Below are 26,014 nucleotides of genomic sequence, written 5' to 3' on the forward strand. Positions count from 1 at the left end.
TCATTTTAACGAAATTTTATCTGAAAATATTATTTTTGAATGTACTTAAAAAGCTATGGAAAACATAATAAGGTTTACAGAAAACGACCTCTCTAAATACACACAGCACCGAAGCGGGGAAGTTAAATTTGGTGAGAGGATTCATACAATTCAATCTTCAGGCTCAATAGCCGAAAACTTAAAAAATTCTGACGCTCAATTTGTTGTGCTTGGCATACCCGAAGATATTGGTGTACGGGCAAACTTTGGCCGTGCCGGTGCTTCATCAGCCTGGGAATCGGCTATTAAAGCTATTGTAAACCTGCAGCATAATAAATTTTGCAAAGGCAGTAACATGCTTATCTTAGGGCAAATTGATACCTCAAAAGAAATGGAGGAAGCTTCTACACTTAATGCTGCCGTAAAAGAAGACCGTAAAAAACTGTCGGAACTAGTTAAGGTGATAGATAAGGAAGTTTCGCATAGTATATGCCAGATTATAAATGCCGGTAAAATTCCTGTAGTAATTGGCGGGGGGCACAATAATGCCTACGGCAATATAAAAGGTACAGCCTTAGCCAAAGGCCGCCCTGTAAATGCAATAAATTTTGATGCCCATTCCGATTTCAGGATACTGGAAGGCAGGCATAGCGGCAACGGATTTTCCTACGCTTTTGAAGAAGGCTTCCTTAAAAAATATTTCATATTTGGGCTGCATGAAAATTACACTTCTAAAGCGGTAATGGAAAATATAAAAAAGCTGTCAGACCGTGTAAAGTACAATACTTATGAGCAGATAGCCGTACGCAAGGAAAAAAGCCTTTCGGATGAATTGGGTCATGCACTGGGATTTATTGAAGATGAGCCTTTTGGTATTGAAATTGACCTTGATGCCCTACCAAATATTGCAAGCAGCGCAATTACACCAACGGGTTTCAGTATTGAAAAGGTAAGGCAGTTTATAAATTATTTCGGGAAAAGCAGGCAGGCTTCCTATCTGCATATTTGCGAAGGTGCGCCAAGCCTGGATAATGAAAAAAACAACCACCTTACAGGAAAGCTAATTGCTTACTTAATTACCGATTTTATGAAAGCAAGGGCAGCAGATTAGGCTTTTAATTTATTTAACCTACCTTTGTAACCTCTAAGCATTAACTAATTAGTGCTTAACACATTATTTATACATGACATTTAAAGATCTTAATTTACTGCGCAATATAGAACAGGCCCTTTTGGATGAGGGTTATGAATTGCCCACACCAATACAACAGCAGGCAATTCCTGTAATACTGGAAGAAAACGACCTTGTGGGCTGTGCGCAGACTGGAACAGGAAAAACAGCAGCTTTTGCCATACCTATACTTAACTCGTTGCACCATATAGTAGGTTCTGCAAAAAAAGTGAAGTATATACGCACACTTGTTATTACCCCTACACGCGAGCTTGCATTACAGGTAGGTGAAAGTTTTGATACCTACGGTAAATATACTAATATAAGGCAGCTAACTATTTTTGGCGGGGTTAACCAGACACCACAGGTTGACCAGCTTAAAAAAGGCGTTGATGTGCTTATTGCAACACCGGGACGCCTGCTTGATTTACACAAGCAGGGCTTTATAAACCTTGACCACCTGCACCACCTTGTGCTTGATGAAGCAGACCTTATGCTGGATATGGGTTTTATAAATGATGTAAAGAAAATTATAAAGCTGACACCTGATAACAGGCAAACATTATTGTTTTCAGCCACTATGCCTATTGCCATACGCGAACTGGCAGATACTTTCCTTACCAACCCCAAATATGTATCGGTAGCACCTGTATCTTCTACCGCTGAAAAAGTAAAACAGCAGCTTTACAATGTGGATAAAGCGGATAAACGCAAATTACTGTACCACCTTATACGCAATGAAAACCTTTCTAACGTATTGGTGTTTACCCGTACTAAACACGGGGCTGATAATGTAGTAAAGGCATTAAAGAAAAACGGTGTTGAGGCCGGGGTTATACACGGGGATAAATCGCAAAGCGCAAGGCAGAGAATGCTGGATGCTTTTAAAAATAAGGAAATTTCGGTACTGGTAGCTACCGATATTGCCGCCAGGGGAATAGATATTGAAAGCCTGCCGTATGTAATTAATTTTGACCTACCCAATATACCTGAAACCTACGTGCACCGCATTGGCCGGACAGGAAGAGCCGGTAACGAGGGGCTTGCAATATCGTTTTGCAGTAAGGACGAACTGCCTTACCTGAAGGATATTGAAAAACTTATCAGGATGAAGATAAAAGTTATAGACGGGCATCCTTATCCTTATGCAGAAACAGCCGGAGAAAAACCGGAACAGCAAAAACCTGATTTAAGGAATAAAAAAACAAATCAGCGTTCAGGAAAATCAAAATCAAGAAAGTCAGACGCTTCTAAAAAGAATAAAAAACGTTGGTATTAACCAGCGTTTTTTATTTTAATTTTACTGCTGAAATTTTTTAGTATGAAAAGGAATATAGCACTGATAGCTTTATTTATTGGCTTATCATTATACGCGCAAAATAAGCCTGCCGCCTCTGGCGTTAAGCAGGACTGGGATTTACTGGATGAAACCTTTATTACCCTTATTCAGGCTCTTGAAAAGGGCAATGAAGCAAGCTTTAAATCGGTAAGCCTTGCCAATTTGGACTGTGTGGATTGTGTTGGCCCAACAGAATACAGCCAGGGGGGTGTTTTTGTGCCATCGGGCTTTTTCTTCGCGGTTATCAGCAAAAATTTTACAGCATCGCCCGTATATAAGGCACTGGCAAAAAAAGGTTATTCCTTCAGTTCGGTAACTGTAAAAAATTTCAGGCCGCCGGTATTGCCAAAAACCTTTCCAAAAGACACAAAGTTTTATGAGGTTTGGGTAGAAACCTACAAACCGGGGGAACTATCTAAAAACCATACCGGCACAAGCCATTCTTTCCGGTTTGTAAAAGTTAACGGAAAATTCAAATTTTACGGGCTAACCTCTATACCCTGATACGTTTAATTGCTTAAATTTACATAGTATTAAATTTTAAGCAAATGGATATACAATACCACTACGCCACTGTTTACAAAGCTATAGAGGAACTAAGAGCCAAAGGCTATACTGAAGATTTTAACCTTCATGAAAACTGCTTGGTTTGCAACTCTGCAAAGTTTAACGACGATGATTTTGAAGTTACCCATATTTATTTTTATGAGGGTGAAACAGATCCGGGAGATGAAGCTACGGTATATGGCATAGAATCAAAATCAGGCATAAAGGGGATTTTGGTAACTGGTGATGAAATGGACACTGACCCCATGACAAACAGTGTGATAAATAAATTGCTGGTGCACAGGAAAAGAAAAAGGTAATGTGCAGCCTTAAAACATATATCTTTCTTTTGCTTATAGCCACCGCCTCTTTACAGGCACAAACGGTAAAGGTTATTACCTATAACATAAGGCTTGATATAGCTTCAGATGGTGAAAACCGCTGGGATAACCGTAAAGAAATGCTGGCAAAGCAACTACAGTTTTACCATCCTGATTTTTTTGGGGTACAGGAGGCCCTGCCGTCACAAATGGCATACTTATTACTGTACTTTAATAACCAGTATGATGCTGTTGGAGTGGGAAGGGATGATGGAAAAACCAACGGGGAATATTCGGCTATATTTTATGATATAAATAAATATAAGGTAGTGCGGCAATCTACCTTCTGGTTATCCCAAACACCTGAGAAGCCATCATTGGGCTGGGACGCTGCCTACAATAGGATATGCACTTACGGGCTTTTTGAAAACATAAAAACCAAACAAAGGCTTTGGGTATTTAATACTCATTTTGACCATGTGGGTGAAACAGCAAGAATGGAAAGCGCCCGGCTTATTCTTAGCAAAATACAGGAGCTAAATGAGCAGAATTTACCTTTTGTACTAACCGGCGATTTTAACCTTGAACCTGAAAGTGTCCCAATACAATTAATCACCGGGGAGCTTTACGATGCAAAAAATGTTAGCCCTTTTACTTATGGCCCGCAGGGTACATTTAATGCTTTTGAGTTTAATAAACCCGTTACACGCAGGATAGATTATATATTTATCCCTAAAAAGGGTATTGAAGTTAAAAAATATGCGGTTTTAAGCGATTCTGACAATTGCCGCTATCCTTCTGACCACCTTCCCGTATATGCAGAGCTCGAAATTATAAAGCCGGCAGAGTAAAAGGAATTACTCCTCAAACTCAACAATTACTTCCTTTGATTTTGGTATAACCGCAATACAGTATGGTGAGGTTAAGGCTGTAGTAACCATACCTCCATCCGGCCTGGTTTCCCTTACCTTTACTGTTACCGTATTATTATCATCAACCGTAATGCTCTTAACACTGATGCTGTAACCGCCTGTATTTTTTTGTCCCATAAAAATGGCCACAACATTATTTTTAGTAAAGTCTACATCGGGAGGGGTGCCCAGCCCGAGTTCCTTATAAAGTGCATCAAGCCCCTGTTTGCCGGTTACTACTTCATGCGACTCATTTTCCCTGCCCCCATACGATTCTTCTTTTAAGACTTTAAAACTAATTCCCGGTGTGTTGATATTATTTACAATTTTAATATGGCAGCTTGTTACAATAACTAAAAGCAGAGCCAGGTTTACTAATTTTTTCATGTGTGTTGTTTTAAAGCTTTACGGTATAGTTGTTCATATAACGGCATTATATTCTGTATATCAAATTCTTCGGCTACTTTAAGGGCATTTGTTTTAAACTGAAATAGCCTGTCATCATCAGAAAGTATGTGCAATGCCTTTTTGGCCATTTCCTGCACATCGCCCACATTTCCCAGATACCCGGAATACCCTTCTCTGTTAACTTCCGGCAAGCCCCCTGTATTGCTCGATATTACAGGTACACCGCAAGCCATGGCCTCCAGTGCTGCAAGCCCGAAGCTTTCTGTTTCAGATGGTAAAAGGAACAAGTCGGAAAAACATAAAATCTCCCCTATTTCGTTACTATTCCCAAAAAATATAACCTTATCACTAATGCCAAGCTCCTCACAAAGCCTCTCGGCGGGTACTCGTTCCGGCCCATCACCAACCATCATCAGCTTTGAAGGAATCTGTTTTTGTATTTCATAAAATATCCTGATAACATCGGGTATCCGTTTTACTTTCCTGAAATTACTTATGTGGGTTATTATCTTTTGTGTATCGGTAGCCATCATGGAGCGGTGGCATTGCGAATTTACATCCATCCTGCTCCTGTCAATCTCAATAAAATTTGGTATTACCACTATATCCCTGTTAATGTCAAAAAGCCTGTAGGTTTCGTCTTTAAGGTTTTGTGATACCGATGTAACCACATCGGAATGGTTTATACTAAAACTAACGGCTGGTTTATACGTTGGGTGGTTGCCTACCAGTGTAATATCTGTGCCGTGCAGTGTGGTAACCATCGGTATTTTTATGCCCTGTTCCTTAAGCATCTTTTTTGCCATATATCCTGCATAGGCATGGGGTATCGCATAATGAACGTGCAACAGTTCTATGCCATGCAGTTTTACCATATCTACCAGCTTACTTGAAAGCGCAAGCTCATAAGGCTGGTATAAAAACAAAGGATATTCGGGTACATGTACTTCGTGATAATGGATATTTTTATTAAGCAGCGCAAGCCTTACGGGCTGGCTGTAGGTAATAAAATGTATTTCGTGCCCCCTCCGGGCAAGCTCCAACCCCAGTTCGGTAGCTACTACCCCGCTGCCCCCAAAGGTTGGGTAACATACTATTGCAATTTTCATAGATTGTTTAATGAAGTAACGAATTTAAATAAAAAAAACAGGCTAAGCCTGCTTTTTACGCAATTAATGCTAATTCTTTACTCAGCGTTTCAACTGTGCTTCATACAAATCAATCCATTGCTTAGGCGTCATCTTTGCAACAAGTTCGCCAATAAGCGTAAAAGGTATAAGCTCCGGTTTTTTAAAACGGATACAGCTTTTACCCATATCCAGTTTTGTTTTGCAGTGTTTTGGATATTCAGCCACAAACCAGACATATAACCCTTTATCAGCATATAAGCCCATATGGTACAGGGCAATAAAGTTTTTTTGAGAGGCAATACTTAAAAAAGGCAGTGCCTGCTCAGGATTGCAGTGATAGCCCGCAGGATATACCGAATGTGGCACTACCCAGCCAAGCATGCCATAAGCCATGGTTTCCTTAAAGCCTTCAGGCAGGTTTTGTAAAATAGTATCCCTCAGTCCTGCCATAGCTTTTTTCCTGTCTTCGGGCAGGCTTTCCAGGTATTCTGATGTGGTTTTTGCTTCTGATTGCATAAATTATGGTTTAGGCTCAGGCAAAACAGCTTCCTGTATTACCTTTTGTATATCTTCACGTATATTTTCTTTAGATAGCCTGTTTTCTCCCGCTTCAGGATATGTCCTGTTGGAAAGGAAAACATAAACGATTTCAGTTTCAGGATCGGCCCATGCCATAGTACCTGTAAAGCCCGTATGCCCAAAGCTGGATTTTGATACACAGCCGCAGGTTGGCCCTGATTTTTCTATTTGCGGCTTGTCGAAGCCCAGGCCTCGCCTATTGCCTTCCCGGCAATCATAACAGGTATTAAAAGTATCAAATGTTTTGGCAGAAAAATACTCTTTTCCTCCGTATGTACCCTTATTAAGGTACATCTGCATAATTTTGGCTACATCCATAGCATTGGAAAACAGTCCTGCATGCCCTGCTACACCATCCTGCATTGCGGCTGCCATATCGTGCACATAACCCTGTATAACCTGGTAACGGTAATAATTATCTATTTCTGTAGGCGGTATAATGCTCATATCAAACTTTCGCAGCGGATTATAAGTAGTATAAGATGCCCCAAGCGGCTTGTAAAAATTTTCATTGCTTAGTATGTCAAGCTTCTTGCCTGTTTTATTTTCAAGATATTCCTTAAGCAGTATAAAGGTAAAATCACTATACTTATATTCCTTTTTTCTTAAAAGTTTGCTTTCAGCAATACGGGCAATTATAGTATCCTGGTAATCTTTCCTTAAATAAAGGTTTTCTGCCACCTGGTACGGAAATTCAGCACTATACATTTTACTGTAATAAGTGGAATCAGGATGCTTGCCGGCATCAAGCGTTGCCTTGTAAAAAGGCAGCCAGGGCTGGAATTTTGCCTGGTGCAAAAGCATATCTTTTAAAGTTATATTTTTTTTATCAGTATGGGCAAAAACAGGAAGTAATTTGCCGAGCTTATCGTCAAGCTTTAACTCGCCTCTGTCATAAAGCTGCATTATGTTAGGCAGGGTAGCAAGTATTTTGGTAAGCGATGCCACATCATAAATATCAGAATTCCTTACCTTCATATCATTATCATACGTATGGTAACCAAAAGACTTTTGGTAAACCACCTTGCCTTTCCTTGCCACAAGTACCTGAAGGCCGGGCGTCATCTTTTCGTTAATGGCACGTTGTGCAATTAAATCAATTTTTGTAAGCCATGCTGTATTCATTCCCGCATTTTGTGGTGTTGTAAAGCCAAGCCTGCCCAACTCCCTTGTCTGCACTCCCTGATTAAGCCTGAATGAACCGGCAATGGTTACCGGCAGTTTCCCTTTTGAGCCTATGGCGCCAAATACAATCTCTGCAGCCACTGTCTGGGCAATTTCATTATTTTGGTATGCCATTATAACGCCTTCTATATTCCTGTAGTTTTTTAGTGGTATAAGTGTGTAAGGCTTAGCAAAAACGGTTAAAATAGTTTTATTATTTTTTGCAATACTATCAATCCAGGTTAGTTCCTTAGCGGTAAAATCATGCTTTTTCCATGCACCGTCTGCCTTATGAAAGCCAAGTATAACTGTTGAATAATCCTTAAGCTTTTCCATCAGCAAGTGCAGGCTGTCTTCTTTAATTTCAGTAACTTCAGTATATTTCTGCAATGTGTTCAGGTAAACCGAACCGTCATCATCACCAAGCTTTACATAAGCTATTTTTTCATTTTCAATATGTTCTACAGGCAATAGCCCTTCATCATTTTTAAGTACCGTAACTGCGTTTTCATAAAGCTTGTAATTAAGGTCTTCATATTCGCTTGCATTAAGGTCGTTATAAAGATTTTGAAGGTCTACAGGTGTATAATTATTAAGCCCTGCCCTGAATTTGTGTGCTAAAATCTTTTTTACCGAATAAGACAGCCTTTCTTCCGTAAGTACATTATCCACAAATGCCTGACGGAACTTTTCTATGGCTACAGGTACATTTTCTGCAAAAAGCAAAACATCATTACCTGCTAAAAACGCTTCAAGGTCAATATCGCCCGGCTGCATATAGCTGCTGGCACCTTTCATATTAAGTGCATCTGTAAAAATGAGCCCTTTAAAGCCCAACTCACCTTTAAGGATATTGGTAATTACATTATAGGAAATAGAGGTGGGATAATTTTTGGCAGCTTCTATACTCGGTACATTAAGGTGTGCCACCATTATACTTGCCAAACCTTCATCAAAAAGTTTTTTATAAGGGTAAAATTCTATATTATCTAATCGCTGCCTGTCAAAGGGCAGGTAAGGCAATCCGTAATGGGAATCAGAGGCAGTATCGCCATGCCCCGGAAAGTGTTTTCCTGTTGCATAAATACCCTGGCTCTGTATGCCTCTCATTAATGCCAGTGCCCTTTCGGCCACATTTTGCCTGTCTTCCCCAAATGAGCGGTTGCCGATAATAGGGTTGGCGGGGTTTGAGTTAATGTCCAGTACCGGGGCAAAATTAAAATGTATGCCCATCCTGTTGGCCTGCATACCCATCTGCTCTCCCATAGTTTCCAACAGGCTCATATCCTGTACCGCGCCCAAAGTCATATTCCAGGGATAACGGTAGGTTGAATCAAGCCTCATACTAAGCCCCCACTCTGCATCTATACCTATAAATAACGGTACTTCCGACTCTGCCTGGTACCTGTTGGTTAGTTTGGCTTGCCTTACCGGGCCGCCCTGAAAAAAAATAAGTCCGCCAACCTTATAATCGGTTACAAGCTTATCTATACTTTTTACATGCTCCATATCCTTGTTGGAATAGGCAGCTACCATAAATAACTGCCCTACCCTTTCATCAAAAGATAGTTTATTGTAAATGCTGTCAACCCATTTGCGTTCAGCTGCCGACTCATAATCGTTAAATATCTTTTCCTGCTGTGCAAAAACTGTATTTATAACCAAGAAAAAAACCAGTACCGATAACCTCATTAATCTGTTCTTTATTAAATTAAAAATCATCATTACAAGGAAATAATGATGATTTATATTTATACTGTGCCGAAAGCATCTTTTAAAAGAAGCGGCTGTGCCAGCTTTCAGCAGCAGGTACTTCCCAAAAATCCTGCCATTCTCCTACTGTATTAACGAGATTATTAAATACAATAGTATTAGCAGATACAGCCTTTTCTTTGGCCATTTTTTTAAACTCAATTAAAGGCTTGTGCGTTATATGCTCCCCCATTTTAAAGGTAACATTCATTTTATCAAGCAACTCCACATCATATTTCTTTTCAAGCTCCTGTATAAAATGCACAGAGGCATCTATAGAACAGCCTGTGGAAGCCTGAACCTCCTGGTTTACAGCCAGTATAATAAACCTGTTGTATTTTATTAAATAAGAAGCTTCAAGCCCGGTGCCATGTGCTGCCCAGTTTTCAATAAAATTTTTTAAGGCATTGTCTATTTCCGCTATTTCTTCATCAGAGAATTTCCTGTTGGACTGGTATATCCAGATCCTTGATTCTTCCGGCAGCGTTTCAAAAGGTACATACATAATTATAAATCCTTTGCATTGGCAATAAGTTCTGCCACATCCATAACTTCAATTTCGGCTTCCCTGTTTTTAGCCTTAACACCATCTGTAAGCATGGTATTGCAAAAAGGGCATCCTGCAGCTATAATCTGCGGCTGTGTTTCAAGGGCATCCTCAGTCCTCTCCACATTCACATCCTTACGGCCGGGTTCCGGCTCCTTAAACATTTGTGCACCACCTGCACCACAACATAGGCCGTTCCTGCGCGAACGTTTCATTTCCACCAGTTCAGCATCCAGTTTTTCAATAAGGTCGCGCGGGGCTTCATATATATTATTGGCACGGCCTAAATAGCAAGGGTCATGAAAAGTTATGCGTTTTCCTTTAAACTGCCCGCCTTCTATGCTTAGCCTTCCTTCATCCAGCAGCGATTTTAGAAATTGTGTGTGGTGCACCACCTCATAATTACCGCCTAAGCCGGGATATTCATTTTTAATTGTATTAAAACAATGCGGGCATGCCGTAACTATCTTTTTTACTTCATACCCATCCAGCACCTGTATATTCATCATGGCCTGCATCTGAAACAAAAACTCATTCCCTGCCCTCTTTGCAGGGTCGCCCGTACAGCTTTCCTCTGTTCCCAATACTGCAAACGATACATTTGCCTGGTTAAGCAGCTTTACAAATGCTTTTGTTATTTTTTTGGCCCTGTCATCAAAACTGCCGGAACAGCCAACCCAAAAAAGAACTTCGGGCTGTTTTCCCTGCGCCATCATTTCGGCCATAGTCGGAACTGTCAAAATTTCTTCTGCCATATCTTATAATATCTCATCTTCATCGTGCTTACCATCATCAAAAACCTGTATGGTAACCGCTTTGTCAATTAAATCTGTAAATTTCCCTCGGTATCTTGTAGCTTTTACAAGGTGGTTGTCAATCCAGTGATAATTACCACCTCGTGGCTTGCCCATAAGCATGCCATGGTATTTAAAACCATGCCTGTTAAGCCATTCTTCCGTTACTTCACGGTGTGCTTCTGTCCTGGAAGTGAAAAAGTATATTATATGCCCTTCGTCATACCACCTGTTTAAGGTTTCCAGTGCATCAGGATATACTTCTGCAGTTACCATACGCTCCGGCTCCTCATTTGGTATATCATCACAAATAGTACCGTCAATATCTATAAGGTAATTCTTTATTCCCGGTGGAAGTATGGGGCTAACATGCTCCCCATTTTCGGTTAGGGGCTGCAAGTTTTTATCTATATCTTCTTTCTTCATTATAGCTCTTCTTTCCAGTTTAACCTGTCCATCTGGCTGTACTGCCATGGTGCGCCGTTATTTTCAACATTTGTCATCATGCCGTTAAGCTCTGTTGGGGCAGCACTTTGCTCCATTACAAGGAACCTCCTTAAATCCATGATGATTGAAAGCGGATCAATATTAACCGGGCATGCCTCAACACAACCGTTGCAGGTAGTACAGGCCCAAATCTCTTCGGGCGTTATATAGTCAAAAAGTAGTGTTTTACCGTCTTCTACAAATGTGCCTTTATTTTTATCTATATTTTTACCCACTTCTTCAAGCCTGTCGCGGGTATCCATCATTATTTTTCGTGGAGATAATTTTTTACCGGTAAGGTTGGCAGGGCAGGATGCCGTACAGCGGCCACATTCAGTACAGGTATAAGCATTCATAAGCTGCACCCAGTTTAAATCCTGAACATCACTCGCACCAAACTTTGCCGGCACATCTCCTTCGGCAGCTGGCGGGGCAGCAGCAAAAGGGTCTGCATTCGGGTCCATCATAAGCTTTACCTCATTGGTTACCGATTCAAGGTTTTCAAATTTACCTTTAGGCTTAAGGTTTGCATAATATGTGTTTGGAAAAGCCAGAAGGATATGAAGGTGTTTTGAATAATACAGGTAGTTCATAAATATTAATATACCTGTTATATGAAGCCACCACGCAGCACGTTCAATAATTATAACCGTGTCCTGCGACATCCCTTCAAACAACGGCGATATAAACCCAGAAACTGGAAATGCACCGGCCTGTACATAATGATCGGCGCCAACTCCCTGTAAATAATGGTCAGCAGCATTCATAGTAAGGAACAGCAACATTAATACTGTTTCAAAATACAGAATATAATTGGCATCGTTATGCGGCCAGCCTTTAAGGTCGCCATGTGCAAAACGCCAAAGCTTTATAACATTTCTCCTTATCCAGAAAACAACTACTGAAAAAATAACCGCAAAAGCTAATATTTCAAAAAAGCCTATTAAAAACCCATAAAAGCCGCCCATGAATGAAAACAGCCTGTGGGTACCAAAAATACCATCAATAACTATTTCCAGCAGTTCAATATTAATAATAACAAAGCCTACATAAACTATAATGTGCAATATGCCCGCAACAGGCCGCCTAACCATTTTTGACTGTCCTAACGCAATAAGTGCCATGTTGCCCCAGCGCGCACCGGGATTATCTGAACGGTCGGCATCCCTGCCCAGCTTTATATTACGGATAAGCTTTTTTACATTAAAGGCAAAAAAGCCTATGCCTGCGGCAAAAATCAGTACAAATAAAATATTGTCTATATAACTCATAGTAAAAGATAAGCCTGCTTTAGCAATGGTTATTTTTTTGTTTCTTCATAAGGTGTACCCTTTTTGCCAAATATTGAAAAATGCACATAGCGCTTTGGGTTGTTTTTTATATCGGCAAGGAGTTCCTTCAGTTCTTTAGATGCCCCGTCAAGATTGTTGTACATCGAGTCATCTTTAAGCAATTTTCCAATAGAGCCTTTGCCGTGCTCAACATCGCTTATAATGCTGTCAACATTAGCAAGGGTATGCTCAAGCCTCCTTACAGTGTGGGCAAGGTTGGCAGAATTTATTGAATCTGTAATTTTAGCAAGATTTTCAGTAGTTGCATTAAGGTTGCTTAATGTTCCGTCTATATTTTCCCTGTTGCTTGCCACCATACCGTTTACGGAACGGGCCGCCTTGCTGAATTCCTTCATGGTATTGCTCAGTTCCGCTATGGCAACATGAATATTTTCCTGTGTCCTTTCATCAAACACATTATTAAGGCTGGTTAAAAGGCTGTCGGCAGTTACAACAGTTGCTTCCACCTTTGTTTGTAACGGGGAAAGCTTTTCACCCACAACACTCAGCATACCCGGTTTCAAGCCTGCTACAAGGTAATCTCCACTTTCGGCCAGTTCACGGTTATCGGTATCCGGTATTATTGCTATCTGTTTTCCTCCCAGTAAGCCGGGCTCATATAATGTTGCATGACTGGTTTTAGATATAGGAAAATCTGTTTTTACCTGCATTTCAATCCTTAGTTTTCCTGTGGCATGGTCAGTAAATGTTATTCCTGTTACCTGCCCAACCGTAAGTCCGTTAAGCGTTACGGGAGCAGAAGGTGAAAGCCCTTCCACATCATTATACACCACATAAAAGGTTTTGTAGGAATTAAATAAATCCCTTCCTTTTAAAAAACTGTACCCCCAAATAAATACCAGTATTGCTCCTATAACCAGTATGGCTGTTTTTACTTCTCTTGTTACTTTCAAAATAGGTTATTTTTTAACAAATGTAGGACAAATATATTTATTAAAATGTGAATATTATTTTAAAGCTTCCTGCAACGATATTTTTTTACCGTCTTTAAAAGCTACTACAAATGCCGAGGTAAACCCTTTAGATTTCGCTTCATCAAGAAGTTGCCTTGATGCCGCATAGTCCGAAGTCTGCCCGTAAAAATATTTTATTACAGAAGTACTTTCATCTTTTGAAAGGTCATTAAGCCCATTAAAGTTTTCAGGCACAAGTTCCAGGTTTTTCCCGCTTGCTGCAATCTGTACTTTAAAAACCACACCTTTTGCCGTTTCCGGGTTAGCTGCGGGTTTCTGTTCCACCACCTCAGCTTTGGGTTTTGTTTCTTTTACTACAGCAGGTTCTTGGTAATCGGTACTGCCTATAGGTATAAAATATTCCTTCTTGTAGCTTAGTATTGCCTCAGCAATCCCTTCAGCCAATTTGTCCTGACCAGCCTCCGAATTAAGGAAATTCCCTTCATTTTTATTGGAAATAAAGCCAAGCTCTACCAAAACCCTGGGCATATAAATGTCGCGAAGCACAAGGAAACCTGCCTGCTTTACACCTCGGCTTTTTCTTTTAAGGTCGGTGCTTATGGCTGTTTCTATTTTGCTTGCCAGTTCAATACTCTGGTCAAGGTATTCTTCCTGCATAATTTTAAGCCCTATAAACGATTCGGGCGAATTAGGGTCATAGCCTTTATACTTGATTTTATAATCCTTCTCCATGGTAACCACGGCATTCTCCTTTTTAGCCACCTCAAGGTTTGAAGCATTACGCGTAATACCCATTACAAACGTTTCAGTACCGTATGCGGTTTGATTGGCGGCACCGTTACAGTGAATGGAAACAAAAATATTTGCATTGTTGTTGTTAGCAATATTAGCCCTTTCTGTCAACTCAATAAATACATCCGTCTTGCGTGTATATACCAATTGTACAGATGGATCTTTTTCTAATAGCCTGCCCACCTTAAGTGCTACATTAAGTGCTATATTCTTTTCTATAAAACCATGATATATAGCCCCATAGTCTTTTCCGCCGTGGCCGGCATCCAGCACAACTTTAAATTTGGAAGCCTGCTGCCCGAAAGACACGTTGCCCAGTATAATAAATGCGATAAAAGCCAGTTTTAATTTCAAGTTCCCTCTCATTGTAATATTGATATTATTCCTCTTAGGTATGGGTTATATGGTTATTTATATTTGCTGTTCAATTTTACCAAAAATATCGTAAGTTTGACACTTCAAAAAATAAGCCACATTTTTACAAAAATAGTATTAAAACCGTTGCGTACAAACTTATTTCATATCGTTTTATTATCATTTTTCCTAACAACGGGATGCTTTAAAATTTCGGCGCAGGAAATACCTGTAAAAACAAAACCGATACCCACTGTAAAAGAGAATGATACCATTAAACCCGCAGCAGAAGATACTATAACAATTGCATTGCAGGATACCATTAAGCCTGTAAAAAATGACAGTGTTAAAAAAAATAAATCAGGGCTTGATGCTATTATAAAGAGGAAAGCAAAGGACTATGAAAAGCTTGACCAAAAGAAAAAAGAGCTTACCCTGTATAATGAGGCCGAACTGTATTATAAGGATATTGAACTAAAGGCAGGCATAATTATAATGAATTATGAAAAGGATGAAGTGTATGCAGGCCGTATAAAAGATTCTTTGGGCAACTACTCGCAACTACCCTATTTTAAACAGGGAAGCAATGTGGTAGAAGCCGATTCCATACATTTTAATACCAAAACAAAAAAGGCAAGGGTTTGGAATTCGAGGTCAGACCAGGGAGAGTTCAGAATAAAGGGCGAGATTACAAAAAAGGAAAACGACTCGGTTTACTTTATAAAAGGTGCACGCTTTACTACATCAAAAAATATTGACGATCCTGAATATTACTTTTATACGGACAGGATTAAGCTTGTGCCGGGTAAAAAGGTAGTGGTAGGCTTTACTAACATGGTTATTGCCGATGTGCCCACACCACTGGCACTACCGTTTGCATTTTTCCCGATGACGGATAAAGCCGAATCCGGTTTTATAGTCCCTACTTTTGGCGAGAATAATACCAGGGGTTACTTTTTGCAGAACGGGGGTTATTATTTTGCCCTAAGTGATTATTATGACCTTACGGTGTTGGGCGACTATTATACCAATGGCAGCTACGGGCTACGGTTCCAGTCCAACTACGGCCTGCGCTATAAGTTTAACGGTAACCTAAACCTACGTTTTGAAAATACTGTGCAAAGCGAAAGAGGTTTCCCCAATTATGCCAAGACTAGGCAATACAGCATCCAGTGGACACATAACCAGGACCCTAAGGCCAACCCTAACCACAGGTTTACTGCAAATGTAAACGTGGCTTCGTCACAGTACTTCAGGCAGTCGTTAAATACCAGTAATATTGGTGCCTCATTGAATAATACACTTACTTCCTCTATTTCCTATACAGGAACAATACGCACTGTACCGCAGGTAAATATATCGGCAGCATTAAGGCATTCCCAAAATACCAATACCGAAAGGATTGACATGAGCCTGCCAACCTTCCAGGCCAGCGTTGACAGGATATTCCCTTTTGCTTCGGACGATGAGCCTAAAAAAGGTATTTTTAAAAATATAAACCTGCAATATACGGTGCGTGGCGAAAATAGCATCCAGACTACAGATTCGCTTTTCTTTAAGCCGGAAATGTTCAGGGACGCACGTACTGGCTTTCAGCATACCATCCCATTATCAACTAACTTTAAGATTTTTAAATATTTTAGTGTTTCTGCGAGTACAAACTATCAGGAAACATGGGTTTTTAATACTATAAGGAAAGAATATACCGATACTTTGGTTGTGCGCGATGTTAGGGGTTTTGATTCTTTCCGTACCTACAACTTCTCTTCAAGCATAGGTACTACCATATATGGTACTTTTAATTTTGGCGAAGATAAAAAAATACAGGCTATACGCCACGTAATACGCCCGTCAGTGTCCTATACCTATACCCCATCTTTTGACCAATACTGGGATATTCACCCTATTGATGCCGCCGGAACCACCTACAGGGAATACAGCCGTTTTGAAGGGGGGCTTTTCGGCACACCGGGCAACAGGTACGCCAGCAGTATAGGCATAGGCGTAAATAACACCTTTGAGGCAAAGGTTAGAAACGATGAAGATGAAACAGCTACCGAGCCTAAAAAGATAATGCTGCTAAATAACCTTAATTTCCAGACGGCTTATGATATGGCAGCCGACTCATTAAACTGGGCAGAATTAAGGGTATCGGCAGGTACTAACCTGCTAAAAGATAAAATGAATGTTAACTTTACATCTATACTAGATCCTTATGCCTTAGATAATGCCGGCAGAAGGATTGATACTTATAATATAAACAACGGAGGCAGCCTTTTCAGGCTTACACAGGCAAACTTTACCGTTAATTACTCCTACAGCAGTAAAGACGGCCAATCGGGTGCAGGAAACAATAAGGATAGCCAAACAGCGCGTAACGGTGGCCGTGAAGACGACCTTTTTGGTACAGCAACCGACCTGAGCGATAACCGTACCAGCATGTTTGATGAAGAGGAAGAAAATACAACCGAAGATAAAAGTTCGGGAGGTTTTTATAATGCCAAACTACCATGGGACTTAAGGCTTGCCTATTCCCTTACCTACTCCAACGCGCGAAGGCAAAAGGAAATTACAGGAAACTCAATAATGGTATCGGGTAATATGGATATTACGCCCAAATGGAAAATGGGCTTTTCAACAGGTTATGATTTTGTACAAAAGGGGGTTACTTTTACCCAGCTGCGTTTTGAACGCGACCTTTTAAGCTGGAGGATGGACTTTAACTGGGTACCTATGGGCGTTAATAAATACTGGTCGTTCTTTATAGGCATCAAATCATCTGTATTAAGCGATATTAAGTGGGAAAAACGCCAGGTTCCTGACAGGGTATTACGATAGTACTTCTTAAATAAATAATATAACAACCAACTTTATGAAAAAAGTAATTTTTACCGATAAGGCACCCGCGCCTATCGGGCCATACAGCCAGGCTATATTTTCAGGCAATACCTTATACACCTCAGGCCAGATTGCAATTCATCCTGAAAGCGGTGAACTGGTGCTTGGTTCTATAGAAGAAGAAACAAAGCAGGTAATGGAAAATATGAAAGCTGTTCTTGAAGCTGCCGAAATGACTTTTGAAAATGTAATAAAGGCTACTATATTTATAAGCGACATGAATGATTTTTCCCGCATAAACTCAGTTTACGGGAATTATTTTAATGAAAAAACCGCTCCTGCAAGAGAAACGGTTCAGGTGGCATGCCTGCCTAAAAATGTTAATGTGGAAATATCTATGATTGCTGTGAAATAGCCCGGAGGAACAACTCGGCACTGGCAGGGTTTGTGGCCAGCGGCACATTGTGCACATCGCAAACCCTTATCAGCATATTTATATCTGCCTCATGTGGGTGGCTTGCCAAAGGATCTTTAAAAAAGAAAACCATTTTGGTTTTTCCTTCCGCAACCCTTGCTGCTATCTGCGCATCGCCGCCCAATGGGCCTGAAAGCATTTTTTTTACTTTAAACCCGGCTTTTTCGGCCTTGCTTCCGGTTGTGCCTGTGGCAATCAGCTTTATGCCTTCTTTAATAAGTATATCCTTGTTTTTATTAAGGAACTGCACCATTTCGGCCTTCATGCCATCGTGTGCAATAATAGCTATTTCCATTTTATATTGTTAATCCAGTTTATGGTACTCAATAAGCCCGTCAATCGGCCTTCTTAGCACATTACCCAGCTTCAGGTTGTTTTTTGCCATTATTTCGGCAAGCTCGGCCTTCAGGTAAAATGCAATAGAGCCTACAAAGTGCACAGGCACTTCGTGCGCATTTTCATATTGTGTTATATAATTATCAATAAACACCTGCATTGCATCAAAAATAAGCGACCTTATAAAGGTATCATCTTTATGCTGTATAAGAAACTTTGCAAATGTAGCAAGATATGCGTTAGGATTAGGCTCTTTATATAAATTATGCTTTATCGTGTCCGGGTCAAGGTCATATTCTTTTTCAAAAATTTCCGAAAGGTGCTTTGGCATCTTATTAAAGTAATAAGCACGAAGCAAATCCCTGCCAAACCTGTTACCGCTGCAATCATCCATGGCAATATAGCCTAAAGACTGTACCTTTTGGTGCAGCTCCTCGCCATCAAAATAACTGCAGTTAGAGCCTGTGCCCAGTATGCATATAATAGCCTTATCTTTTGCAGGGTTTGTGGCATAGGCTGCCGCATAGGTATCTTCTTTAACAGAAACCTCAGCTTTTGGAAAAAACTCACGGAAAATGTCGGTCATAAACTTCTTCATCCTGTCGGTACCGCAACCTGCACCATAAAAATAAAGGCTTGTAACATCGTTCCTGTTATTATAAATATCAAAGCGCGCTTCCAGTCTTTCTATGGCCTCTTCCTTACCAATAACTTCGGGGCTAAGGCCTAATGTTTGTGTGGTAAATAACCTGTTGCCGTTGTCATCAAGGGCAATCCAGTCAGCTTTTGTGGCACCACTGTCTACTAATAATTTCATTTTGATTTTTTGGGTTAGTTTTTTGGGTTAGTTTTTTGAGTTAGTTTTAAGTTAAGTTTGTGGGTTTAGTTATATTTTTAAGTTTAATTAAGGTTAAGCTTTGGGTTTGGCTTTCGCTTATAAAAATAAAAAATCCCGCCTTTACAAATGTACAGGCGGGATAATAATATTAAAGAGACGCTATATGCGCAGCAAGGTCTATAAGCTTGCTTGAATACCCGTACTCATTATCATACCAGGATACAATTTTAAAGAAAGTAGAGTTAAGCCCTATACCTGCTTTGGCATCTACAATACTTGTCCTTGAATCTGAAATAAAATCCTGTGATACTACATCATCCTCCGTAAAGCCAAGAATACCTTTCATAGAAGTTTCTGAAGCGTTTTTAAGCACGCTCATTATCTCCTCATAAGAAGTTTCTTTTTTAAGTTTAACGGTAAGGTCAACTACCGATACATCAGCTACAGGAACACGCATAGACATACCTGTAAGCTTGCCGTTAAGTTCAGGTATTACTTTACCTACTGCTTTTGCCGCACCTGTACTTGCAGGTATTATATTAAGTAAGGCAGCACGCCCGCCACGAAAATCTTTCCTTGAAGGGCCGTCAACAGTTAACTGTGTAGCTGTTGTAGCATGTATGGTTGTCATTAAGCCTTCCTCAATACCAAAGTTATCATTAATAACCTTTGCAAGTGGCGCAAGGCAGTTTGTAGTACATGATGCATTTGATACAATAGTATCGGCCGCGGTTGCCTTTTCATGGTTAACCCCCATTACAAACATAGGTGCATCTGCCGATGGTGCAGAAATAATCACTTTTTTTGCACCGCCGGTAATATGTGCCTGTGCTTTTTCAAGTGTTGTAAAAATACCTGTACATTCGGCTACTACATCAACACCTGCTTCATTCCATTTAAGTACTGCAGGGTCTTTTTCTGCTGTTACCCTTATTTGTTTCCCGTTTACATAAAGGTTACCGTCTTTAACCTCAACATCTCCTTTAAAGTTTCCGTGTACAGAGTCATATTTTAAAAGGTAAGCTAAATGATCTACATCAAGAAGGTCATTAATAGCTACTACCTCTACATTATCCCTGTTCATGGTTTCGCGGAATACGATGCGACCTATTCTACCGAAACCATTTATTCCTAATTTTACTGTTGCCATTTGTTTGTGATTTTAGTTTATCTTTAATTATATCGAAACTATGTCCGAAACTCTTATTAATTCTTTATCAATCTGCGATTTGCCCTTAACCGCCTGTTCCAGTGGCGTAAGTACAATTTCGTCTTTTATAAGCCCAACCATATAGTTGGATTTTCCTTCCAGTATTGTTTCTACAGCCTTAACGCCCAGCCTGCTGGCCAGTACCCTGTCAAAACACGAAGGCGAACCGCCACGCTGCATGTGCCCAAGTATGGAAACACGCACATCATATTCAGGCATGTTTTCCTCCACATAATCTTTAAGCTCAAATGCATTTTTGCCTATTTTATCGCCCTCTGCAATAACCACTATGCTTGACGATTTTCCTGATGCCTTACTTTTCCTTAGTGATTCCAAAAGCCTGTCAAGCCCCATATCCTCTTCAGGTATCAGTATTTCCTCGGCACCTGCGCCTATACCTGCATTAAGTGCTATATGCCCCGCATCGCGCCCCATAACCTCTACAAAGAAAAGCCTGTTGTGCGAACTGGCTGTGTCCCTTATTTTATCTATAACTTCCACTACTGTGTTAAGTGCGGTGTCATACCCCAAGGTGAAGCTGGTACCGTAAATATCATTATCAATAGTGCCGGGTATGCCTATAACGGGGAAACCAAATTCTTTATTAAAAAGAAGCCCGCCTGTAAAACTGCCGTTACCGCCAATTACAACCAGTGCTTCAATACCAGCCGACTTTAAATTTTCATATGCTTTTTTACGGCCTTCTTCTGTCATGAATTCTTTAGACCTTGCCGATTTAAGTATTGTACCTCCCTTGTTAATTATATTATTTACCGAACGGGGTCCCATTTCTTTAAAATCGCCTTCAATCATACCCTGATACCCCCTGTATATGCCCACACATTCTACGTTATGGTAAGCACAGGTACGCACCACGGCCCTGATAGCAGCATTCATTCCGGGCGAGTCTCCCCCGGATGTCAGCACGCCTATTTTTTTCACTTTTGTTGACATTTTTTAATATTTGATTGTAAAATTAATAATTTTATATCATTAATTTATTCGTTTTTGCAATCCATTAATAAATCTGTAACATTTCAAACGTTTTCGTTAATAAGTTTTTCTTACATTTATAATATTTAAAACTAAAAAGCAGCTTATATATTGAATTATAAGCTGCTTTTTTTTGTATAATAAAATATTATCTGATAAAAATTACAGATTAATCAGTTTCCGGTATCCTGTTAGGCTGGTTTTGATTATTTTGTTTTTTCTTATTCCTGCTTTCAGTCCATTTAATAAATTCCGGCGAAAGGTCGGAGTCCGGTATATCATTGGCAGGGTTATTAGTATCTGTTTCCTTTTTCTGTGCCTTTTTAAATATTTCACGTAAAAGCTCGCGGAAAGTATCAAAATCAACCTCATAAGTTAAACCTACACCCTGTGTATAATTTATACCTTCCCCTAAAAAGTTAATATCATTTTCACGGTTAAATACCCTTGCTTTTAATGTACCGTCTTCATTAAGGCGCAGTTGTATTTCCACATTACCCACAATAACCGATTCATTAACCCCACCCACAGGCACACCAAGCTGCCCGTTTATTGTAATCCTGTCATTTATTTGTGAGGAAAGCGTTAGCCCCAGTTGTGAATTGGTTTCTACATAAGGGTTCCTGTCTGCCTGTACATAGTTAAAACCTACCTGTACCTTACTGTCATCATCGGCAAAAATATCGTTGAACAAGCTACTGGCTGTTTCAAACAAACTTCCATAAGCTACAGAGTTAGCGTTGGTAGGGCTTAAAAACGTTCTTGAATATAATAGCGAAAGTGCCTGCCGCTGCCTCATATCATTATCGCTAAGCCTGTATTCCAAATCTGATTTTACGACAGAACTAACACTTGGAAATTCAATTGCAAAGTCTGGCTGCGGATTGCTAAGGTTACCATTCAGCATAATAACCACCTCAACAGGTATGTTACGGTTAAAATTAGGGTTTTCCAGTAGAATTGAGGGATTTGCCTGGGTTTTGTAAACTGCCTCAAGGTTTAGCCTTGCTTTTGTAGGATCGCCTTCCCAAACCAGATAACCGCCTTCCCGCACAACAAATTTTTTGTCCAGAAGCCCCCCGTATTTAAAGTTATACAACCCTTCCCTAACCTGGAAATCGCCCCACATATTAAACTTACCCAACGTATTTATTTCCAGCAACAGGTTACCGTTGCCATTTGCCATAAGGCTATGCCCGGTGTTCTTATCTATAATTACCTCCAGGTGCGCATCAGGTGTTATAGTAAGGTCAAAATTCATTTCGAGCCCTTTGTAGGTACGGGTGGCAATTTCCTGTATGCCTTTGCCTTTATTTTTCTTTTCTTCGGGGCTGGTAAAGTGAATAAAAGAACTGTTGCCGACACCTGACGTATTATTTATAGGTATTTTAATATCTGTACCGTTGGCAGAAGTTGCCTGTACATCTATATTCAGGGCTGTTGTAGGCCCCATTATTGATGCAGTTCCCTCTATAAAGGCAGTACCATAATATAAGGCCTCATCACTATCTTCCGTATCCAGTACAAGCATCCTGTCGCTGGTAAGGCTCAAATCCAGTTCCCAGTCTTTAAATATATTGTGTTTTACGCTGCCGTTCAGCCTGCCCTTTGTATTATATTTTGTATCGGTAAGCTCAATATTCCTGAACAAAATAAGGCGCTCGGTTATATTAACTATAGAGTTTTGCTCAAAATTATAATCGGTATTAAGGTAGCCCACTTTCAGGCCTGCATCCTTTAGGTACAATTGACCATCAATTTCCGGGCTTTTAATATTACCTACTATAGCTGCCCTGCCCGATGCCTTTCCCCGCATTTCGGGGAATACTGAATGCAGGAAAACCTCAAGGAAGCCTATATCAAAATCAGTAAAGCTGGCATCAAGCGACAGGTTGGTTTGCTGATTGTCAACTTCTATTGTACCTGATGTATATAATGCTTCCTCGTCATTCCTGAATATTGAGGAACTAACATTAAATTTTTTCAAATACCTGTCACCATAAATCTGTAAATCCAGGTCGCCCAGCAAATGCTTATTAATCTTTAAATCATTAATAATAAGCGTAGATGTGGGCTGGAATTCCGAGCGGTTTTGTTTAAGGCTTACCTCACCGTTAAGAAGTCCGCTGAAATTAATACTATCCAGTGACGGGGTTATTTTTTCAAGGTCAACATCTTTAAATGAGAGTTTTAAATCTTTATAGGTGGAATCCCTTATAACACCGCCCACTTCCATTTTTTGGTCGTTATGCGAAAGTGATATCTTATCAATGGTAAAATCAGTCAGTTTTTTATTAAAAACTATTTTATTATCTCGGGAATCGTTTTCATTAAGGTACCACAGGTAGTCCTTAAAGTTAACCTCCGACTTTTTGAAACCCACCACCGATTTGTTATCCTTATCAATAGTATGGTAAAGGTTAAGGTTAAAAAAGTCCCTGGCATCATTACCGCCTTTAAACTCTGTGCGAAGGTAAAGGGTGTCATTTTGCGTAACATTAATCAAGCTGAAATCAGAAACCTTGTATAAATTGGTACGAAGGCTGTCCATGCTTACGTAAGCATTGTACAAAGGGTTTTTGTTATTGACATCTATCCGTATATTATTAAAATAATTTTCACTGACTGATATCTTAGGCGAATTGAAAAGCAACTGAAAATCTCCTTTATCAGCATTTATCCTGCCCCGCAGTGTGGTGTTGGCACCAACATCTACATCAGGTAAAAGTATTTCAACTATTTTATTGTAAATGGTAAAATCAAAATTTAGGAACTGCCCCTTTTTAACTTTATGCGGGGAATAGTTTGTATAAAGGCTTCCCAGTGCATTTTCTATAAGCTCTGGCAGCTCTTTGGTATCATAAATACCCCTAACCCTGCCTTCTACTATATCTTTGGAGTTTACGGTTATTGTCCTTATATTCTTATCATCAAAAGAAGACTCTATAAAAAAGTCCTCAAAATAATAACTGTCAAGGCTGTTTTGGTAAGAAAGCCTTGAAATCTGGAGCTTGCCTGCTAAATTGTTTAAATTGTTTCCCGATGCATCAAACAGTAAATCGCCCTTAAATATTGAAAGCGTATCCTCTTTCATAAAGTTAAGCAACACAAGGTCAGCATAGTCAATCTGCGCATGGAAGTCATAATTATTCCTTGCTTTGCTCATATCCACAAGCCCGTCAAACGACATCATAAGGTTAGGGTCATTACTGTTTACATAACCCTTAAAGTAAGGCCATTTCATGCGCCCGTCAACATCAATTTTCGTATAGTTGTATCCGTTGAATACAAAACTCTTAATATCGCCTTTTACTACTGTGTTTAATGATTTTTGGTTAAACCCTTTGCCGTTAACATTAAGATGGGCTGTAGCCCTGCCAATGCTTTTATCATCTATAACTGCACCTATATTAAATGCATCAAGGTCAATAATGCCTTTATATGTAGCAAGGTCAGGCTTGTTATAATCAGCTATGGAAAGTTTTGCATCAGCTTCTCCCAAAGCCGACATTACATATAAATCGGTTTGCAGGTCTTTTTTAGTAAGCAGCACATTACCCACCAGGTCAACCCTGCCAAGTTTTTCCAAAACTGCCGGAAGGCTTTTCCCCAAAATACCCGGCATAATATTCCTGAGGGTATTATAATCCGATGACACACGGTCAAAATTGCCATCCATATAAAAACCGGGGCCCTGCTTGCTAAATAACTGCCTGAAATTTACTTCACCAATAATCTCGGAGCGGTTATCGTCCAGCAACCGCAGGTTATGAAGCACAAAGTTATTAAGCGGCCCCTCTAAAGTAGTGGAAAGGTAAAATTTCTGGTTTTTGCCAAACTCATTATAAAAATAATTAAGCTCGTTGGAAGCAATACTTGCCTTGTCCACCCTGAAATCAAACTTAACCTTATTAACAAAATCTTTCATATCCTCCCTTGTATAGGTAAGCTTAACTGCACCTGAAAGTTTGGATTCAGAAGTTACAAGATTAAGGTTATTCAGTACAATATTGGTTTTTGTGTAGGCAAAGCCAGCCTTAAGGTTCTCTACAAAAAGCCCCCTGTGGTCCAGCAGTGAAAGCTTTTGTATGTCGGTACTTACATCGCCCCCTTTAATATAAAAATTATCAAGGTTGCCGTTAAGCTTTTTAAAATCAAGTATTTTTGCTGTAGCGTTATTTTCATTTGTCAGCCTGAACCTGCTGTTGGTTACATCAAGATTCTTTGCCCTGAGCCTGAATTTGCCTGACCCCGGCTTGCCATCATCAAAAGCATTTACAAAAACATCAAGATTGGTTGTTTCCTCATTTTTATATGTCTTCAGGTGAAAAATAAGGCCATCCGCCTTGATATCTCCAAATTGCAGGTTACTTTTCGCGGCATTGCGGAAGCTAAGCAGGTTGGTTTGCAGTTTAGAAGCCGATATTAAAGTATCATTATGGTGGTCCAGCACCAAAACACCCTTTAACTTAACGCTGCCAAACAGTGTAATGGCAACTTTGTTTATCTGTATATGTGTGCCAAAATCTTCATTAATGGTATTGGCGGCATAACGGGCAATACGGGTTTGTACAAAAGGTAATGATAAAGCTATGCCAAGCAGCAGCAAAAACAGGACTATGCCTATAATGGTGCGTATAAGTATTTTTTTAAATTTTTTGATACTGCTATTTGTTTTAAATTTGCCTTTTGGCAGCCTTTGCGGTTTTTGTAGCAAAAGTAGGAATTTTTACTATTTGCAAAGCCCGAGGCAGGCCATTTTTAAAACTCAAATTCCATGCCTTAG

At 39.9% G+C, this 26,014-nt stretch carries 22 protein-coding genes; 7 read left to right on the top strand and 15 right to left on the bottom strand.

Features of this window, described 5'->3' with window-relative positions:
* The first annotated feature begins 55 nt into the window (after positions 1–55).
* From GSF09_RS07935 to GSF09_RS07955, 5 genes are all read left to right on the top strand, one after another.
* Positions 56–1,090: a formimidoylglutamase gene (locus tag GSF09_RS07935; RefSeq protein WP_159800415.1), complete on the top strand. Its 1,035-nt coding sequence runs from the start codon at positions 56–58 to the stop codon at positions 1,088–1,090.
* 73 nt (positions 1,091–1,163) lie between these two features.
* On the top strand, positions 1,164–2,429 hold the full coding sequence (locus GSF09_RS07940) for a DEAD/DEAH box helicase (protein WP_159800416.1): 1,266 nt from the start codon (positions 1,164–1,166) through the stop codon (positions 2,427–2,429).
* Between the two features lie 42 nt (positions 2,430–2,471).
* Complete coding sequence (locus tag GSF09_RS07945; protein ID WP_159800417.1) at positions 2,472–2,993, top strand: hypothetical protein; 522 nt, start codon at positions 2,472–2,474, stop codon at positions 2,991–2,993.
* Positions 2,994–3,037: 44 nt separating this feature from the next.
* Complete coding sequence (locus GSF09_RS07950; RefSeq protein WP_159800418.1) at positions 3,038–3,355, top strand: hypothetical protein; 318 nt, start codon at positions 3,038–3,040, stop codon at positions 3,353–3,355.
* Positions 3,355–4,206, top strand: coding sequence for an endonuclease/exonuclease/phosphatase family protein (locus GSF09_RS07955; RefSeq protein ID WP_159800419.1), 852 nt, complete (start codon positions 3,355–3,357; stop codon positions 4,204–4,206). Before GSF09_RS07950 ends, GSF09_RS07955 begins: the two co-directional genes overlap by 1 nt.
* Before the next feature lie 6 nt (positions 4,207–4,212).
* Here the strand turns inward: GSF09_RS07955 and GSF09_RS07960 are convergent, their stop codons facing one another.
* The 10 genes from GSF09_RS07960 to GSF09_RS08005 form a co-directional block, all read right to left on the bottom strand.
* A complete protein-coding gene (locus GSF09_RS07960; RefSeq protein WP_159800420.1) occupies positions 4,213–4,653 on the bottom strand; it encodes a protease complex subunit PrcB family protein in 441 nt (146 codons plus the stop codon).
* Positions 4,650–5,783, bottom strand: a complete 1,134-nt coding sequence (gene bshA / locus GSF09_RS07965; RefSeq protein WP_159800421.1) for an N-acetyl-alpha-D-glucosaminyl L-malate synthase BshA — start codon at positions 5,781–5,783, stop codon at positions 4,650–4,652. The genes GSF09_RS07960 and bshA overlap by 4 nt, the downstream gene beginning before the upstream one ends.
* A gap of 81 nt (positions 5,784–5,864) precedes the next feature.
* The gene (locus GSF09_RS07970; RefSeq protein ID WP_159800422.1) at positions 5,865–6,320 is read right to left on the bottom strand and encodes a DUF1801 domain-containing protein; all 456 of its coding nucleotides are present in this window, start codon (positions 6,318–6,320) and stop codon (positions 5,865–5,867) included.
* 3 nt (positions 6,321–6,323) lie between these two features.
* The gene (locus tag GSF09_RS07975) at positions 6,324–9,239 is read right to left on the bottom strand and encodes a glycoside hydrolase family 3 N-terminal domain-containing protein (protein WP_159800423.1); all 2,916 of its coding nucleotides are present in this window, start codon (positions 9,237–9,239) and stop codon (positions 6,324–6,326) included.
* An 82-nt stretch (positions 9,240–9,321) separates the two neighbouring features.
* Positions 9,322–9,804, bottom strand: a complete 483-nt coding sequence (locus GSF09_RS07980) for an ABC transporter ATPase (RefSeq protein ID WP_159800424.1) — start codon at positions 9,802–9,804, stop codon at positions 9,322–9,324.
* A gap of 2 nt (positions 9,805–9,806) precedes the next feature.
* Positions 9,807–10,601: a (Fe-S)-binding protein gene (locus tag GSF09_RS07985; RefSeq protein WP_159800425.1), complete on the bottom strand. Its 795-nt coding sequence runs from the start codon at positions 10,599–10,601 to the stop codon at positions 9,807–9,809.
* Positions 10,602–10,604: 3 nt separating this feature from the next.
* Positions 10,605–11,066, bottom strand: coding sequence for a phosphoheptose isomerase (locus GSF09_RS07990; RefSeq protein ID WP_159800440.1), 462 nt, complete (start codon positions 11,064–11,066; stop codon positions 10,605–10,607).
* On the bottom strand, positions 11,066–12,397 hold the full coding sequence (locus GSF09_RS07995; protein ID WP_159800426.1) for a (Fe-S)-binding protein: 1,332 nt from the start codon (positions 12,395–12,397) through the stop codon (positions 11,066–11,068). The genes GSF09_RS07990 and GSF09_RS07995 overlap by 1 nt, the downstream gene beginning before the upstream one ends.
* A gap of 29 nt (positions 12,398–12,426) precedes the next feature.
* Positions 12,427–13,371 (bottom strand): MlaD family protein, encoded by a 945-nt coding sequence (locus tag GSF09_RS08000; RefSeq protein ID WP_159800427.1) that lies wholly within the window; start codon positions 13,369–13,371, stop codon positions 12,427–12,429.
* Positions 13,372–13,425: 54 nt separating this feature from the next.
* On the bottom strand, positions 13,426–14,550 hold the full coding sequence (locus GSF09_RS08005) for an N-acetylmuramoyl-L-alanine amidase (RefSeq protein ID WP_159800428.1): 1,125 nt from the start codon (positions 14,548–14,550) through the stop codon (positions 13,426–13,428).
* 84 nt (positions 14,551–14,634) lie between these two features.
* Between GSF09_RS08005 and GSF09_RS08010 the strand changes: the two genes are divergently transcribed.
* Complete coding sequence (locus GSF09_RS08010) at positions 14,635–17,376, top strand: putative LPS assembly protein LptD (protein ID WP_201309336.1); 2,742 nt, start codon at positions 14,635–14,637, stop codon at positions 17,374–17,376.
* A gap of 34 nt (positions 17,377–17,410) precedes the next feature.
* Complete coding sequence (locus GSF09_RS08015; RefSeq protein ID WP_159800429.1) at positions 17,411–17,791, top strand: RidA family protein; 381 nt, start codon at positions 17,411–17,413, stop codon at positions 17,789–17,791.
* Here GSF09_RS08015 and GSF09_RS08020 read toward each other — a convergent pair.
* The 5 genes from GSF09_RS08020 to GSF09_RS08040 all read right to left on the bottom strand — a co-directional run bounded on the left by GSF09_RS08020 (position 17,772) and on the right by GSF09_RS08040 (position 25,945).
* Positions 17,772–18,146 carry a methylglyoxal synthase gene (locus GSF09_RS08020; protein ID WP_159800430.1) on the bottom strand — a complete coding sequence of 125 codons (375 nt, stop codon included), beginning with the start codon at positions 18,144–18,146 and terminating at the stop codon, positions 17,772–17,774. The two genes, GSF09_RS08015 and GSF09_RS08020, sit on opposite strands and share 20 nt — an antisense overlap.
* A 9-nt stretch (positions 18,147–18,155) precedes the next feature.
* Complete coding sequence (locus GSF09_RS08025) at positions 18,156–19,004, bottom strand: BadF/BadG/BcrA/BcrD ATPase family protein (RefSeq protein ID WP_159800431.1); 849 nt, start codon at positions 19,002–19,004, stop codon at positions 18,156–18,158.
* Positions 19,005–19,173: 169 nt separating this feature from the next.
* Positions 19,174–20,175, bottom strand: coding sequence for a type I glyceraldehyde-3-phosphate dehydrogenase (gap, locus tag GSF09_RS08030; protein WP_159800432.1), 1,002 nt, complete (start codon positions 20,173–20,175; stop codon positions 19,174–19,176).
* A 27-nt stretch (positions 20,176–20,202) separates the two neighbouring features.
* On the bottom strand, positions 20,203–21,189 hold the full coding sequence (gene pfkA, locus GSF09_RS08035) for a 6-phosphofructokinase (RefSeq protein WP_159800433.1): 987 nt from the start codon (positions 21,187–21,189) through the stop codon (positions 20,203–20,205).
* A gap of 208 nt (positions 21,190–21,397) precedes the next feature.
* On the bottom strand, positions 21,398–25,945 hold the full coding sequence (locus GSF09_RS08040) for a translocation/assembly module TamB domain-containing protein (protein WP_236564860.1): 4,548 nt from the start codon (positions 25,943–25,945) through the stop codon (positions 21,398–21,400).
* Between the last annotated feature and the right edge of the window lie 69 nt (positions 25,946–26,014).

Origin of the sequence: Flavobacterium sp. MK4S-17 (genome assembly GCF_009848495.1) — a bacterium.
Taxonomy (GTDB): domain Bacteria; phylum Bacteroidota; class Bacteroidia; order Flavobacteriales; family Flavobacteriaceae; genus Flavobacterium.